Consider the following 14,824-nt stretch of genomic DNA (forward strand, 5'->3'; position numbering starts at 1 on the left):
CCGTGTCTTCAGATCCACGTGTCGAGCCACATCCTCGCGCGCCAGTCGGCGTACGGGATCGTCTGGCCCATGTAGACCGGGAAGAAGTAGATGAAGTTCCAGGCGATGAGCAGCACGAGCGCGCCCGCCGCCACCGTCCCCTGTATGCGACGCTTCTCAGCCGCCCCCGGCGGCCCCAGCACCGCTCCCAGCATCATCGTCACGGCCAGGCTCAGGTACGGCACGAAGACGACGGCGTAGAAGGAGAAGATCGTACGGTCCTGGTACAGGAACCAGGGCAGGTAACCGGCGCTCACCGCACAGAGGATGGCGCCGGCACGCCAGTCGCGGCGCAGTGCCCATCGGTAGAGCAGGTAGATGAGTGCGCAGCACGCCGACCACCACAGGAGCGGCGTGCCGAGCGCGAGGATCGTCTGTGAGCAGTCGGTCGTCGCGGTGCAGCCGTCCTTCCCGGGCGCCGGCGACTCGTAGTGGAAGAGCACGGGGCGGCCGAGGACCAGCCAACTCCAGGGATTGGACTCGTACTTGTGGGGAGTGTGCAGTCCCACGTTGAACTGGTAGACCCCGTACTCGTAGTGCCACAGGCTGCGCAGCGGAGCCGGAATCCACGACCAGGTGCCGCCGCGGCCGTCCGCCCAGTGGCGTCCGTAACCGTTGCCGGACAGGAACCAGCCGCTCCATGTCGCCACATACGTCACCACACTGACCGCGGCGACGGACAGCACCGACCAGCCGAGGTCCTTGCGCAACACCGCGCGATACGGGCGGCGCGCCCCCGCCACGCGGCGGGCGCCGACGTCCCACAGCAGGGTCAGTGCCACGAAGAAGACCAGGAAATACAGGCCGCTCCATTTACTCGAAGCCGCCAGTCCCAGGCAGACACCGGCCGCGAGCCGCCATGGACGCAAGCCCGTCCCGGCATGATCACCCGTGTTCCCGTCCGGACGCGTACGGCCGTCCTCGCCGACCGGCAAGGCCGCCGCGAGCCGGGCCCGCGCCTGGTCCCGGTCGATCAGCAGACATCCGAACGCCGCGAGCACGAAGAACATGACGACGAGGTCCAGCAGAGCGGTACGGCTCATCACCACATGCAGGCCGTCCATCGCCAGCAGTGCGCCGGCCAGGCAGCCCAGCATCGTCGAACGGAACAGGCGGCGGCCTATTCGGCACAGCATCAGCACCGACAGCGTGCCCAGGAGCGCCGTCATGAAGCGCCAGCCGAACGGGTCGAGGCCGAACATCCCCTCACCGAGGGCGATCACCCACTTGCCCATGGGCGGGTGTGCGACGAAGGCCCCGGTGTCGGTAAGAGAGATCACCTGGGGGTCCGCGAGTACCTGCGGGTCGGCGATCTTACGGTCCGGCCAGGTGCCCTCGTAGCCGAACCGCAGCAGGGACCAGGCGTCCTTGGCGTAGTAGGTCTCGTCGAAGACGAAGGCATGAGGACGGCCGAGCTGCCAGAAACGTATCGCTCCGGCCAATACGGCGACGAGTACCGGCCCCAGCCAGTCCATCGCCCTCCCGAGGCGGTGGGCCGGTGCCGGGCCGAGCCCCAGGAATTCCCAGAGGCGAGTGGACGGCTTCGGAAAGGGCGGAACCAGGCGCTCGCGGGTGTCGGTCCGGGGGCGTTCGGTGTATCCGAACTGGCGAAGCCGGTAACGCCAGTTGGTGGGCGGCGTTGCCGGACGGGTGCCTTCAAGGACATGGGAACGGGGCGCGTTGCTACTCGTCACCGGATGACCTTAAGCAGTGACGTGGGCGGAGTAGTGGTGATCTGCGTTCTTGCCGGGCGCCCGCAATGCAGCCAACGCAACCTCACCGGTATGGTCGGCCCCAAGGGTCGGGGTACCGGATTCCCTGATGCGTTCGACCGCACGCAGGGTTGGGACATTTCAGTGTTTCAGACGCAGGATCCAGAACCGGCCAGATATAGCCGCAGTAGGCGCACGAGAGCGTATATGCCGGATGCGGCGCCGACACGGTTTTCCTTCGAGGCGGCTCCGTGGGCTCATCCGCGTCACGCATGCTCCACACCCAATATGCCCACATCAGCAGCAGCATCCCGAGAACGGCACCTGATCCGATCCAGCCAACGACATCGTCTGACATGGCTCAGTCCCTTCTCTGTCGCCCTCTCCCGTCGAGGGGCCAAAAAAGCGGAGCCCGGTTCCGTCAACCGGCCTGTTTCGGCCGGAAGATGCCTCCGCAGCTTTGGTGCCTGGCCGGCCGCCGGCCGTGCCCGGTGACCTTGTCCACGCACACATGGCACATCCAGGAATCGCAGCGATCGCACCGCCGCGCGTAGAGCTGGGCGCTGACATCGGCCATCGGCCCAGCGAGATCCTCCTGGGTCAGACCGAGGTTCGCGGCGATGTCCCATATGCCCTGCTCCCCCATCGGGTCGGGACGCAAGTCCTCAGGATCGATGGTTCGTCGGCAACTCACACATTTCGGATGCGGTTCAATGCGGTGGGACTTCTCCGTTCCGAGGTTGCCCGCTTGCTTCGGGGTTGACTCAGGTTCGGGTTCTGGTCCCTTCTCGGGAGCTGCCATGTCCCGGGATTCGCCGGTTGGTTGACTCTTCTTGCCTCTCCTGCGGAACCATTGCATGGGGCGGATCGTAGTGGCGGGGATCGGGACCCCTCCCGAAGCTGGGACAGTGCGTCATATGGCGCGTCCGTGTCGCCGGCGGTGGTGTCGGCGGGGCGGTGCGTGGCGACGCCTACGAGATCTCGGTCTCAGCCGTCGAAGCCCGACGCGACTGTCCCCAATTCCTCATAGCCGGACCTGAATCGGGCGCCCGTTCCACGGCCCAGCGCCGCAAGGCAAGCCCAAAGCCCACTCCGGCGATCAGCGCGGGAACGGCCAACTCGGTTGCCAGCGATGCCACCCAGTCGGGGTTCATCTGCCGCGTCAGGCCGCTGGTGTACTGGCAGGTCGCCTGCGGCGGGAAGAAGCTGTACTCCAGCGTCTTCGGCGCCTGGGTCCCCCAGTCCGCCCCTGCCGCACAGGCCGACGACGGCCCCGCGACCAGCCACCATCCGGCGAACGCGTAGACCATGAGGAAGACGGAGCCGAGCACGAAGAACGCCGCTCCCGTACGGCGGAGTTTCGCGGACCTGGACATCGGCACGACGAGCTCGCTGCCGAGTGGCGGATCGAGACACTCGGCGATCAGGGCCACGAGCAGACAGACGACCAGGACCAGAAAGCTGCCCCAGAGCAGCACGTTGAGCACTCCCCCGCCGCCGATCGAGGAGACCTCTCCGTACTGGAACTCGCAGATGGTGGCCGGCGGAAACGCCTGATCCCGCACCCGCAGGAGCCGGCCCGGCCCCTGCGTCAGCCCGTGCTGGCACCGCTCGTCGAACTCCATCATGCCGAACACGGCGATGGCCGAGCCGACCACCACAGCCCCGAAGGAGATTCCTGCCGCGGCCCATAAGCCGCCCGTCCGGTAGCCCCCATGCGTACGCGCGTTTGACATTCGCGCACAGTAACCGACCGCAGGCCCGGCGGCGGAAGCGCGCCGCCGGACGCTGCCGTTCGCCTCCGGAGGCTCAGTCCACGTCCCCGTAGGACGTGCCGATCTTCAGAGCGTCCACGTAGTGGTCCACCGAGTTCGAGTCGGCGCCGTAGACACCCCACTTCGGGTGGTTCTCGCTGTCGAAGGTCCGGCAGTTCCAGCGCTGGGTGCCGCTGTTGAAGGTCTGCTTGGCGCCGTTGAACCAGAGTTCGACCCAGCCGCCGCGCGTCTGGTCGGACAGGTGGAGGCCGATGACGATGTGGTTCCAGGCACCGGCGGAGACGGACCTAGTCCAGATCGTGTGCACGGTTCCGTCCGGTTGCCGCTGGATCACCGTCAGCTTGCCGCCGATCATCTTGAGCACGACGGGCCAGTTCTGCTGGTGGTCGCCGTACGACTTCCACTGGAAGATCGCGTTGTTGTCGACCGTACTGGAGAGCTTGCTGGCCCAGCCCAGGTAGCGGGTGCTGCCGTTGGTGAAGGTGTAGTCGTCGCCGCCCACGACGATGCCGCGGCTCTCGCAGCGGTTGGAGCCGGCCGGCTTGCGGTAGCGCCACACCTCGCCCCGCGCGGATTCGTCCACCGCGGTCACGCTGCCGGGCGCGCCGCAGTTGCTGCCGATGTGGCCGAAGACGCCGGTGCCGCGGGAGGCGTCGCCGTCCCAGATCACCGCGGCATGAGCCTGGCCGGCCAGCAGGGTCATGACGGCCGCGGCTGCGGTGCAGACGGTGGCGAGTGCTCTGCGCTTGGTGTTCATATGTGCCCTCCTGTGTCGATGGTGTCGATCGGTGGGGGGTCGGGCGTCACGGATGTCGAGCGTCACGGATGCCGGGCGTCACGGATGCCGGGCCTCGCTACGGCAGGCCCCAAGCCGGGGCGTCGCCGTTGGCCGGGACGTTCCGTGGTGTGAGTCGCGGCCGGTCGCCGCGCCGGGTCACGACGGCCGTACGGCCCCGGCGCACGCCGACGGCGATGGTTCCGTCGCCGCGGTCGCGGTACGGAAGCCGGGAGCCGTTCGCCTTTTCGCGGACCTCGATATCGCCGTCGATTCCGTGCCGCAGCACCAGCGGTTCGCCCGCCTCGCTCGTCACAGCGATCCAGTCGGTCCGGCCGCCCGACCGGGAGGCGTCGACGAGGAAGGCGCCCTGCGTACGGACCCGGGAGATCGAGACGTCGGGCCAGGTCGAGGAGACAGCGGGGAACACCCGCACCACGCCGCCGTGGCTCTGGGTGACCATGTCGAGCAGCGACTGGCCCGCGCTGATAGGGCTCTCCAGCGCGAAGTTGGAGCCCTCGCGGTACATGGTGTTCGGCGTCAGGGCGCAGTTGTCGACGACGTTGCCGTCCAGATAGAAGCGCAGATACGACAGCGCCTCCTCCGCGTTGCCGAACAGCGTCTCCATGGATGAGGCGGCGGCGAAGCTGTAGCCGTGCCAGCGCGCCTGCATCGAGGTCCAGTGGTCGAAGGTGCGCCGCTCCAGCTTCTCCTGGAGGGGGTACAGCCACAGCAGGTGGGAGAAGTGGCGGTGGGATTCGGCGAGGGGGACGCCGGCGCCGATCATCACGCCGTTCTCGTTCTCGTGGTACGGGACCAAGCGGGCGAGGATGTCGCGCCATCGCCCGGCGTGCGGGTCGTCAAGGCGCAGTCGTTTCGCCGAGGCCAGCAGCGTCGCACAGCCCCACTTCAGCAGCGACAGGTCGTACGTGCAGTCGGCGGCGTTGGCGTACTCGGGCGAGCGGGTCTCGGGCAGGTGCAGCCTGCCGTCCGCGCCATCGGTGAGGAAGCGGGCGTGGTGGTTGACCGCCTTGGTGAGCACCGGGTGGATGACATGGCGCAGCACCTTGTCGTCCATGTGGTGGCGGTAGGTGACCCAGGTGTTGTGCAGGGCCCAGATGAGGTTGCCGGTGTGGTCGTTGGGGTCGATGCCGGGACGGCCGACGTAGCGCGGGCCGGAGCGCAGTTGCCAGTCGCCGGGGTGGCAGAGCGCGTATGTCTCGCCGTCGCGCAGCTCCGGCCGGATGTTGGTCTCCAGGTTCTCGTGGTAGCGGGCGAAGGTGGGCGTGATGGCGTCGAGTTCGCGGTGGTTGGAGCCGTTGGCCACCGGATAGGTGACCTGGACGTTGGTGTTCCACCAGATGTTGGTCCAGCCGTTGCCCGACTCGGGGAACCAGGGGCCGAAGACCGGGGTGACCGGGCCGCCCGCGCGGGTGGCGCAGGCCAGCTTGTAGAGCTGGATCCAGTAGAAGCGCTGGACCTTCTTGTCGGGCACGGAGACCAGGCTGCGCCGGTAGAAACCGTGCCACCAGCGCCGGTGCCGTGTGATCTCGCGGTCCGGGGCGCCGTCGAGCGTTTCGTCGACCGCACGGACCGCCTGGTCGCGACCCGTCGAGTCCGGATAGCCGTACGCGATGGAGGCAGCCAGCAATCGCCGTGTACCAGAGCGGACCTCGCGCCAGGCGGTGGAGTAGCCGCCGCCCGCGTGCAGCGGCTGCTCGACCAGGCCGAGGGTGACGGCCGGGTCCGGGTTGCCGGTGTAGTCGGGTGGCAGGCGGATGGTGCGGGTCGTCCGCGCGGGCAGCGGGGTGAAGCCCCACGTCGCGGACTCCTCGCCCGCGGTGGGTTCGAGGCGGGCGAGGAGCACGTCGCGGTGGTTCAGGATCAGGGCGCTGAACTTCGCTCCCCCGCGCGTGGTCGTGATCGTGCCGGTCAGTTCGGCGTCGTCGAGGTCGAGCCGCCAGTCCACGGCGGTGATGGCGCCGGCGAAGGTGAGGGTGAGGTGGCCGACGCCGAGCCGCGAGTATCCGATCGCGGCTTCCCATTGGCCGCGCTGGTCCTGCACCAGACCGTTGTTGATCATGATGCGCAGGACGTTGTCCTCCCCCGGCTTCCGGTAGAGGTGCGCGGCCATGTAGCCGTTGCCCAGGAAGGGTCCCTCCTGCCAGCTGCCGGGGACGCGTTTCCATAACATCGCGGCGTCGTCGAGCAGTTCGCCGTGTACATCGCGCTGGTGTGAGCGACCTGCCCACGCCACGGGGGAACCGGCCGCGAGCACGGCCGCTGAGCTGCCCGCGACGAAGGCCCGCCGGGAGATCAGCGCTGCCGATGCAGCTTCCACCGTTAAAGCTCCGAGGAATGTGTGTCTGAACGAGGATGATTCGGGCATGCGCCATCTCCTCATGCCGATACATTGGATGACCCGCAGAATCGGCGACATTACATGCACTCGTCAAGGCGCAGAACAAGAATTGATCGGGTGAATGAGGTCGGAACACGGGAGGATCAGGCAGCTGGCGGGGTCAGCGGCCAAGGAACATCCGATGACTTCCGCTACTGACGTCCAACCTGAGTCAGTCGGCCCTTTCGACATACGACGCCAGATTGGCCAGCGAGGAACTGATCCCCTCCTCGTGGGCCGCCTGGTCGATGCCGGACGGCACACCCGTGGCGGTGACGGTCACCTCGGTCCCGTCACCGACGGCAGCGAGGAACCAGGTCATCGTCATCGTGCCCGCGTAGGACGGGTCGTCGGCCTCGAACACCGCCCGCTGCACCACGCGTTCCGGCGGCACCAGGTCGGCGAATTCGACGTCGACGACGTCCGTCGCGTCCGACGTCTTGCCGGGGCTGTCGGTGGGATCGAGGTAGGTGAGGACCATCCGGAACCCGCCGCCGGGCTGGGGATCCCACCGCTCGACCCGCCCGCGCATGCCGTCCGGCGGCAACCATGCCTCGAGGGACTCCCGGTCGAGGAGGGCACCGTAGACAGCCGCCGGTGGAGCCTCGATCAGCCGGCTGGCGCGGTCGATCCTGTCCATGAGAAGAGTCTAGAACCGGAGATCCCTCTCGTGGCGGCTCTTGTGGAGTCGGCCGCGGTCATCGCGTCCCGCAGCGACCGCGCAAGAGCTCGGCACCGTCGCCTTCGAGGTCGTCGCAGTATGTCGCGCGCCCGGTCATCGCCATGACCAGCGCCAAGGTCGTACCCGAGACGAGCGGCCCGGAGCCGGTGGTGAAGGGGCCGTCCTTCGCGACGAGTTTCAGCCCGCCGATGCGCCCCTTGGCCACGACCACGAGGTCGGAGCCCCGGTAGTACTCCGCCACCCTCGTGACCACGTCGATCGGGTAGGCACGGCCGATGCCCAGCGGGCGGCGGATGTCCTCCGCGTGCACGATCGTCTCGCCGAGCATCGCGATGACGGGGAGGGGAGGATTGGTCGTACTGGGGACCACACGCTGGAATCTCGCCAGCGTCTCGGCCGGCGTCGCACCCAGTTGCTCGGCCAGCCGCATCGCCACCTGCCGGTCGAAGTCGAACCGGCAACGGAGCACACCCGCCAGCCACCGTACGGAGTTGAGACTCGCCGCGGCGGTGAGGTGTGCCAGTACCTCACGCACCGTCAACTCGGTGCACAGTGACGGCGTTTGCCACTGCTCGTCCGTCAGACCCGCGAGATCAGCAGCCAGCGCCGCTCGCTCAGTACGGATCAAGGGCCAAACGCCGGTCTTCCGGGAGCGGTCCGCTGCCAGTTCCGGTTCAGTCATGCGGGAGCGTCTCCTGTCAGGGTCCTGCTCTTGCTTACCGGAGAGAAGACCGTTGCCGCGGGGCGAACTCATCGCCCGCCGGTGTCACGGTCCGTGGCTGGGAGCCGCACCGACCCAGCGGTGATACGTATCCACGTCGACGTTGCTGCCGCAGACGATGGTGACGACGTGCCGTCCGGCGAAGCGGTCACGGTCCTCGATGATCGCCGCGATGCCGAGCGCCGCCGACGGTTCGACGACGAGGCCGGCGTGGTCGAGGAGCATCCGCATACCGACGATGATCGACTCCTCCTGGACCAGGACGGCGTCGTCGGCGACCAGGAGGAGGTCGTCCAGGACTTCCGGGATGGGATACCGGCCGGCGACTCCGTCGGCGATGGTGTTCGTCGAGTCGGTGGTGACCACGCGCCGCCCGCGCCACGACTGTGTCATCGCCGGTGCGCCCAGCGGCTGGACGCAGATCACCTCGACGTCGGGAGCCAAGGCCTTCAGCACGTGCCCCACACCGGTGGCCAGCGCCCCGCCGCCCAGAGCGACCAGCACGGCGTCGAACGACGGCGCGGCGTCCACCAGTTCCAGGCCGATGGTCGCCGCGCCCTCGCAGGTCTCGATGTCCAGGCTGTCCTCGACCAGCCGGATGCCGTCGTACCGTGCGATGGACGCCGCCCGCTCGCGAGCCAACTCGTGGTCGCCGTCCACCAGTTCCAGCCCGGCGCCCAGGTCACGGATGCGATCAAGCTTGGCCACGGTCGCGAAGCGGGAGGCCACGACGGTCACATCGAGCCCCCGGCCGCGACCGGACCAGGCCAGCGCCTGGCCGAGGTTGCCCGCGCTGGCGCACACCACGGCCCGCGAGCCATCGTCGGCGAGCAGGCTCGCGACCAGTTCGGTGCCGCGGGCCTTGAAACTGCGGACCGGATTCGCCGTTTCGAGCTTGATGCTCACCGTGCACCCGAGATCGGGTTCCAGCGGCTCGCAGCGGTACAGGGGAGTGTCGAGAAAGACCGGGTCGATCACCCGGCGAGCCGCCCGGATCCGAGCGGTGTCGAGGCGCGTCGTGTTGGCGTCCATGCGTCACATTCTCGCGTCGGGGTCCGTCAGTGCCGTGACGAAGCAACGCGACCCTCACTCGGGTCGGACCCGCGAAGGAAGGACACCACGATGCTGACCAACATCATGTACGTGACGCTCTACGTCACCGACCAGGACCGCGCGCTGCGGTTCTACACGGAACAGCTCGGTCTGGAGGAGCGCGTCGACGTTTCCAGTCCGCTGGGCCGCTTCCTGACCGTAGGCGTCCCCGGCAGTCCCGTCGAGATCCTCCTCTGGCCGCACGCCGCGGCCTCGGGGCAGCCGGCCGAGGCCGACCCGGTGACCGCGCCCGGTCCGGTCTTCCTCGAATCGGACGACCTGAGGAAGGACTTCAAGGTGCTGCGCGACCGCGGCGTGGCATTCGACCAGCCCGAACCGGAGGACTACGCGTTCGGGGTCCGTATCGAGGCGGTGGACCCGGACGGCAACCGGATCTCGCTGCGCCAGCGCAAACGGCTGAGCAGTAGCGGGAACTGACGGCCCGTAAGCCTGTGTGCGCCGGAGCGCTCCCGTGCATATACCTGCCGGTTTGGTGCGCGGGCGCTCCCCCCATACGGGGAATTGAGCCCCGGCCGTCTGTTCGCGGCACCCGGCACCCGATGCACTGGGGCATCAACCGATCATCCACATCTGTCATTCCAGCCCAACAACCCACGATCATCACAGGTCATCCCGAAAGGTCACCCCGAACAGCCCCGGGCGGGCAGTGCAGTACATCGGCGCACTACTAGGAGGCTTTCATGGCACTCACGCAGTGGACGAGGTCAATGGAGTGGCTGGCCGCGGCGTCGGAGGATCCCCGTGCCTGCAAGGAGGAGTGGCAGAACGGCAGTACCGGGGTCACCCTGCTGGCCGCCGGACGGTTCTGGGACGTGCTCGTCGTGCCGGAAGAACTCGGGCTGCGGGTCGCCGAGCTACTGGAGGAGCTGCCGCTGCTCAACCCCGGTCCCTGCCTGTTGGATACCCGTCGCCGTCATGTGGGCTTCCTCCTGCCCCCGGAGCCGTATGCGGTCTGGATCGGCACCGGGCTGCGCCTGCTCGGCAGGGGCACGTGGATCGCCGCTCCCGCGCCGCACTGCCGCTGGGGCGCGCTGCGCTGGATCGTCCCGCCGGACGGCACCGGCACCCTGACCATGCCGGAGGTCCTGGAAGTGGCGCTGCAGCGGTGCGCCGGCGAGTTGTCCCGTCTCCAGGGACTCCCGGGTCTCCCCGCGCCCGCCGCGCACAGCCAGACGACGACGTCGGACGCACAGTGGGGCGACGGCCGGCAGGTGTCCGTCGCACGGAGGCTCACCGGCGATCAGAGTCCGGCGATCGCACCCCGCCGACGCCCCACTCGTCGCGCAGATCGTCCCGTTGTGCCTGTGAGGAGCGACTGACCGCGCGGCCCGTCGCGACGCCTCCCTGACGTCTCCTTCATGCAGTAACTGACCGGCGTCGTAGGGCGATTGCGACGTGGTGCGACTCCGATGGAACCGCGGCCGTGGCTGAGGCGTTCTTGCGCGTACGGGACGTGTGAGGCGAACAGGAGGGGTGCGTGCGAGGGCGTATCGGCAAACGGCAGTTGGCGTTCGGGGGCGGTGCGGCAGGTCTCGCGGCGGTCCTCGTCGTGGGGTCCGTGCTCGCGCAGGACGAGCCGCCGGACATCGACGCGCCGCACGCCTGCCGGACCAGCGTCGGCGGCACCGCACCCCTCGACGGGACCGCCCGCGCCAAACCGTCCACCGTCACCTCCCCCACCACCGCAGCCCCCGACTTCGACGGCGACGGCCACCCCGACGTAGCCCTGACCGCGGGCCCGGGAGACGTCGAGAACGGATACCTCGGCGGGAGCATCCAGGTGGCGTACGGCTCGGGTTCCGGGACAGGCCTGGAGCGGTGCCAGTACCTCACGCAGAACGACCCCGCCATACCCGGCACGGCACGCGACGAGGCGATGTTCGGGTCCGACGCGGTGGCCCGGGACTTCGACGACGACGGCTACACCGACCTCGCGGCCTCCGTGTTCGAGGGGGACGGCGCCCGTGTGATCCTCATGTGGGGGTCACCGCGAGGGCTGACACACGCCGCCCGGGTGCCGGGGACGGACGGCAGCCACGTGCCCGGGGTGCAGGAGCCCCTCCTCGAGGAGCAGCTCGCCGCCGGTGACTTCGACGGTGACGGGCATGCCGACCTTGTCTTCGGACTCGGCTCCGACAAGGGGCTGTTGAAGGGCCCGTTCCGGCGGGACGGCACTCCCGCCGGAACGGGCCCGGTGCCCGCGCCGCGGATGCCGGCCGGCTTCGCGCGCGAGGCGGCGTACCGGGATCTCGTCGCCGGGGACCTCAACGGTGACGGCATCGATGACCTGGTGAGCTTCCACGACGCCGACACCGGCGGCGAGGAGGAGTGGTCCGACCTGCACTGGTCCGGCAGTTACCTGCGGGGCGGCCGCGACGGCTTCGCGCGGCCCGACGCCACGCACGTCCCCGCCGGGGCGACGGCCACGGTGGGCGACGTGGACGCGGACGGCTACGGCGACCTGATCGTCAGCCCTCGGGGCGGCCGGGCGAGCCGCAGCTCGGTCACCGTGGCGTACGGCACCGAGAACGGCCCGGGGCCCCGGACCACCACCCTCGACCGGGACTCCCCGGGCGTGCCCGGCAAGGAGCCCCAGAACGAGGACGCCGTCTTCACGTCCCTGGACGCCGGCGACGTGAACGGCGACGGCTCCGCCGACGTCGTGGCCGGGGCACCCCGGGCCGAGGTGTACGCGCAGGCGGGCCCAGAGGAGGTGCTGCTCTTCCTGGGCGGACGGCAGGGACTGACGGGCCGCAGCGCACGCGTGCTCGACGAGAGCGACGTCCGGGGCGTCCCGGGCAGCAACCACGCTTTCGGGCAGGCCGTCGGCCTCACCGACCTCGACGGCGACCACCGCGCCGAACTCGTCGTGTCGGCACCGGGCGACGACACCGCCCCCAGCTCGGCGTGGCTGCTGCCCGGCTCCGCCGACGGCCCGTCCACCCAGGGCGTCACCCGCCTGCACGCCAGTTCCTTCGGCGATGCTGAGGGCGTGCCGTCCCTCCTGATGGGCTGGGGGTTCGCCCGCTAGGACGGAGTCGTACCGTCCCTCCCTACGCAACCGGTCACATGTTGATCATGTGGCCGGCCAGCCCGTGGATGGCCTCCTTGACCGCCTCGCCCAGCGTCGGATGGCCGTGGACGTTGCGCGCGACCTCGTGGACGGTCAGGTCCCACTGCTGGGCGAGGGTCAACTCCGGGAGGAGTTCGGTGACTTCGGGACCGATCAGGTGGGCGCCGAGGAGTTCGCCGTACTTGGCGTCGCTGAGGATCTTCACGAAGCCCGCGGTGTCGCCCAGGCCGTGCGACTTGCCGTTGGCGGTGAACGGGAACTTCGCCACCTGGACGTCGTAGCCCCGCTCGCGTGCCTGCGCCTCGGTCCAGCCGAAGCTGGCGATCTGCGGCTGGCAGTAGGTAGCCCGCGGAATCATGACGTAGTCGAGCTCCATCGTCTCGGCGTCGGCGATCGTCTCGGCGGCCACGATGCCCATCGCCTCGGCGGCGTGGGCGAGCATCAGCTTCGCCGTCACATCGCCGATGGCGAAGATGTGCGGGACGCTCGTGCGGCAGCGGGCGTCGATGTCGATCGCCCCGCGGTCGGTGAGCTTCACGCCTGTCTTCTCCAGGCCGTAGCCCTGCACCCGCGGCTGGAAGCCGATGGCCTGGAGCACCTTTCCGGCCTGCAGTGTCTGCCGCTGGCCGCCCGTGGTCACCATGACCTTGACCGAGTCGCCCGAGTCGTTGATCGCCTCGACCCGGGTGGACGTCAGCACGTTGATGCCGAGCCGCTTGTAACGGCGGGTCAGTTCCGCGGAGACCTCCTCGTCCTCCAGCGGGACGATGCGGTCGAGGAACTCGACGAGGGTGACCTGGACACCGTAGTTGTGCAGGACGTAAGCGAACTCGACGCCGATGGCGCCGGCGCCCGCGATGATGACGCTCTCCGGGAGCGTGTCGGACAGGATCTGCTCCTCGTACGTCACCACGCGTTCGCTGAGCGAGGTGCCCGGCAGCAGTTTCGTGGTGGCGCCGGCGGCGATGATGCAGTGGCCGAAGGTGACGGTCTCCGTGCCGCCGTCGGTGAGGGAGACCTGGAGGGTGCGGTCGTCGCTGAAGGTGCCGCGGCCGGTGAACTGGGTGATCTTGTTCTTCTTCATCAGGTAGTGGACGCCCTTGACGCGTCCGTCCGCCACCTTGCGGCTGCGGGTGAAGGCCGCGCCGTAGTCGAAGGTCACGTCACCGTTCACCTGGATGCCGAAGGTCTTGGCCTCCTGGGTGAAGATGTGGGCCAGCTCCGCGTTGCGCAGCAGCGCCTTCGACGGAATGCACCCCACGTTCAGGCACACGCCGCCCCAGTACTTCTCCTCGACGATCGCCACGCTCTTGCCGAGCTGGGCCGCCCTGATCGCTGCTACATATCCCCCGGGGCCGGCGCCCAGGACCACCACGTCAAAATGTGCGCTCATGCCGGCCAGCCTAGGCGGTCTCCGTTCGGATCATCTGTGCGGTTTCGGCTGACGCCGTGGCGAAAACGGGCCGGGGCCAGCCAAGCCGGTGGTCCACCGCCGTTGGGCCGACCAGGTGAGCAGAGGCGAGGCCGCTCACACCCGGACCGCCGACCCCCGCTCGCTCATCCGCGGCGCGCACAGGATCCGCTTCCTGCGCACCCGCTTCCCCTCGATCGCCGCGACGGTCAGCCGGGCCGCCTCCACGGCGATCTCGGCCAGCCCCCAGTCCACCGTGGTCAGGGGCGGCGTGAGCACCCGTGACACCGGGTGGTCGTCGAAGCCGACCACGGACACGTCCCGGCCCACTTCGAGGGAGGCCTCGGCCGCCGCGCCGTACACGCCGTACGCCAGGGAGTCGGAGAAGCAGAACACGGCGGTCGCGGACCAGTCGACGTCCAGGACGCGCCGGGCCACCGCCGTCGCCTCGCCCAACTCCTGCGGGCACGGCACCAGTTCGACCCACAGCCCCAGCCGGTCGGCCGCCTCGCGGACGTAGACGTCGGCGGGCCGGCCAGGTGTGCTGGGCCGGGTCGGGGTCAGAACGGTCACGCGGCGGTGGCCGAGTCCGTGCAGATACTCCAGTACGGCGTCGATGCCGGCCCGGTTGTCGAAGATGACCTGCCCGGCCGTGCGGGCCCGGCTCAGCGAGTCCCCGACGGCCACCACCGGCAGTGCGTCGGCGATCGCGGCCCAGCTCTCCGCCGAGGGGTTGACGGGCGAGACGAGCAGTGCGTCGACGCGCTGGTCGCGCAGTTGCTTGGCGAGCGCCAGCTCGCGCTCGGGGTCGCCGCCCGCGTCCAGGATCAACGCGTAGTGGTCGCTGGCCAGCAGTTCCCGGCCGATGGCCGCCATCAGCTGCTGCTGCCACAGATCCTGGAGATCGCCGGCGAGCACTCCGACCATGCTGGTGCGGCCGCTGGCCAGGGCACGGGCGATGGGGTCGGCCTCGTAGCCCAGCTCGGCCGCCGCCCTGCGGACCCGCTCCTCGGTCTCCTTCGAGACCTGCTTGCCGCGCAGGGCATAGGAGACGGCTGCGGTGGAAAGGCCCGTGGCCTCGGCCACCTCACGGAGGGTGGTGCGCTTATTGGGCCTGGCCAT

Annotated in this window: 13 protein-coding genes; 3 read left to right on the top strand and 10 right to left on the bottom strand. The window is 69.2% G+C overall.

All coding sequences use genetic code 11. From position 1 onward, the window contains the following. Positions 1–8 precede the first annotated feature (8 nt). The 8 genes from OG828_RS02835 to OG828_RS02870 form a co-directional block, all read right to left on the bottom strand. Positions 9–1,733 (bottom strand): dolichyl-phosphate-mannose--protein mannosyltransferase, encoded by a 1,725-nt coding sequence (locus OG828_RS02835; protein WP_328499990.1) that lies wholly within the window; start codon positions 1,731–1,733, stop codon positions 9–11. A 439-nt stretch (positions 1,734–2,172) separates the two neighbouring features. Next, positions 2,173–2,610, bottom strand: coding sequence for a hypothetical protein (locus OG828_RS02840; RefSeq protein ID WP_328499991.1), 438 nt, complete (start codon positions 2,608–2,610; stop codon positions 2,173–2,175). A gap of 112 nt (positions 2,611–2,722) precedes the next feature. Beyond that, positions 2,723–3,487, bottom strand: a complete 765-nt coding sequence (locus tag OG828_RS02845) for a hypothetical protein (protein WP_328499992.1) — start codon at positions 3,485–3,487, stop codon at positions 2,723–2,725. A gap of 73 nt (positions 3,488–3,560) precedes the next feature. Beyond that, positions 3,561–4,283 (bottom strand): heparin lyase I family protein, encoded by a 723-nt coding sequence (locus OG828_RS02850; RefSeq protein WP_328499993.1) that lies wholly within the window; start codon positions 4,281–4,283, stop codon positions 3,561–3,563. Between the two features lie 97 nt (positions 4,284–4,380). Next, a complete protein-coding gene (locus tag OG828_RS02855; RefSeq protein WP_328499994.1) occupies positions 4,381–6,642 on the bottom strand; it encodes a glycosyl hydrolase family 95 catalytic domain-containing protein in 2,262 nt (753 codons plus the stop codon). A gap of 232 nt (positions 6,643–6,874) precedes the next feature. Continuing rightward, on the bottom strand, positions 6,875–7,342 hold the full coding sequence (locus OG828_RS02860; RefSeq protein ID WP_328499995.1) for an SRPBCC family protein: 468 nt from the start codon (positions 7,340–7,342) through the stop codon (positions 6,875–6,877). Positions 7,343–7,400: 58 nt separating this feature from the next. Continuing rightward, a complete protein-coding gene (locus OG828_RS02865; protein ID WP_328499996.1) occupies positions 7,401–8,066 on the bottom strand; it encodes a maleylpyruvate isomerase family mycothiol-dependent enzyme in 666 nt (221 codons plus the stop codon). A gap of 84 nt (positions 8,067–8,150) precedes the next feature. After that, positions 8,151–9,137, bottom strand: a complete 987-nt coding sequence (locus OG828_RS02870; RefSeq protein WP_328499997.1) for a threonine ammonia-lyase — start codon at positions 9,135–9,137, stop codon at positions 8,151–8,153. Between the two features lie 90 nt (positions 9,138–9,227). Between OG828_RS02870 and OG828_RS02875 the strand changes: the two genes are divergently transcribed. The 3 genes from OG828_RS02875 (at position 9,228) to OG828_RS02885 (ending at position 12,249) form a co-directional block, all read left to right on the top strand. Then, entirely contained in the window at positions 9,228–9,635 is a 408-nt protein-coding gene (locus tag OG828_RS02875) for a VOC family protein (protein WP_328349827.1), read from the top strand. 263 nt (positions 9,636–9,898) lie between these two features. Continuing rightward, a complete protein-coding gene (locus tag OG828_RS02880) occupies positions 9,899–10,537 on the top strand; it encodes a hypothetical protein (RefSeq protein WP_328349829.1) in 639 nt (212 codons plus the stop codon). Between the two features lie 158 nt (positions 10,538–10,695). Then, positions 10,696–12,249, top strand: a complete 1,554-nt coding sequence (locus tag OG828_RS02885) for a VCBS repeat-containing protein (RefSeq protein ID WP_328499998.1) — start codon at positions 10,696–10,698, stop codon at positions 12,247–12,249. A gap of 34 nt (positions 12,250–12,283) precedes the next feature. Here the strand turns inward: OG828_RS02885 and lpdA are convergent, their stop codons facing one another. Together lpdA and OG828_RS02895 are read right to left on the bottom strand one after the other, a co-directional pair. Then, the gene (lpdA, locus tag OG828_RS02890) at positions 12,284–13,684 is read right to left on the bottom strand and encodes a dihydrolipoyl dehydrogenase (RefSeq protein WP_328349832.1); all 1,401 of its coding nucleotides are present in this window, start codon (positions 13,682–13,684) and stop codon (positions 12,284–12,286) included. A gap of 135 nt (positions 13,685–13,819) precedes the next feature. Next, positions 13,820–14,824 (bottom strand): LacI family DNA-binding transcriptional regulator, encoded by a 1,005-nt coding sequence (locus OG828_RS02895; protein WP_328499999.1) that lies wholly within the window; start codon positions 14,822–14,824, stop codon positions 13,820–13,822.

It is taken from the genome of Streptomyces sp. NBC_00457 (genome assembly GCF_036014015.1).
Taxonomy (GTDB): domain Bacteria; phylum Actinomycetota; class Actinomycetes; order Streptomycetales; family Streptomycetaceae; genus Streptomyces.

Coding starts and splice junctions, on each gene's coding strand:
- OG828_RS02840 (WP_328499991.1), bottom strand. CDS start 2,610: ATGCAATGGTTCCGCAGGAGAGGCAAGAAGAGTCAACCAACCGGCGAA.
- OG828_RS02845 (WP_328499992.1), bottom strand. CDS start 3,487: ATGTCAAACGCGCGTACGCATGGGGGCTACCGGACGGGCGGCTTATGG.
- OG828_RS02850 (WP_328499993.1), bottom strand. CDS start 4,283: ATGAACACCAAGCGCAGAGCACTCGCCACCGTCTGCACCGCAGCCGCG.
- OG828_RS02860 (WP_328499995.1), bottom strand. CDS start 7,342: ATGGACAGGATCGACCGCGCCAGCCGGCTGATCGAGGCTCCACCGGCG.
- OG828_RS02865 (WP_328499996.1), bottom strand. CDS start 8,066: ATGACTGAACCGGAACTGGCAGCGGACCGCTCCCGGAAGACCGGCGTT.
- OG828_RS02870 (WP_328499997.1), bottom strand. CDS start 9,137: ATGGACGCCAACACGACGCGCCTCGACACCGCTCGGATCCGGGCGGCT.
- OG828_RS02875 (WP_328349827.1), top strand. CDS start 9,228: ATGCTGACCAACATCATGTACGTGACGCTCTACGTCACCGACCAGGAC.
- OG828_RS02880 (WP_328349829.1), top strand. CDS start 9,899: ATGGCACTCACGCAGTGGACGAGGTCAATGGAGTGGCTGGCCGCGGCG.
- lpdA (WP_328349832.1), bottom strand. CDS start 13,684: ATGAGCGCACATTTTGACGTGGTGGTCCTGGGCGCCGGCCCCGGGGGA.
- OG828_RS02895 (WP_328499999.1), bottom strand. CDS start 14,824: ATGGCCAGGCCCAATAAGCGCACCACCCTCCGTGAGGTGGCCGAGGCC.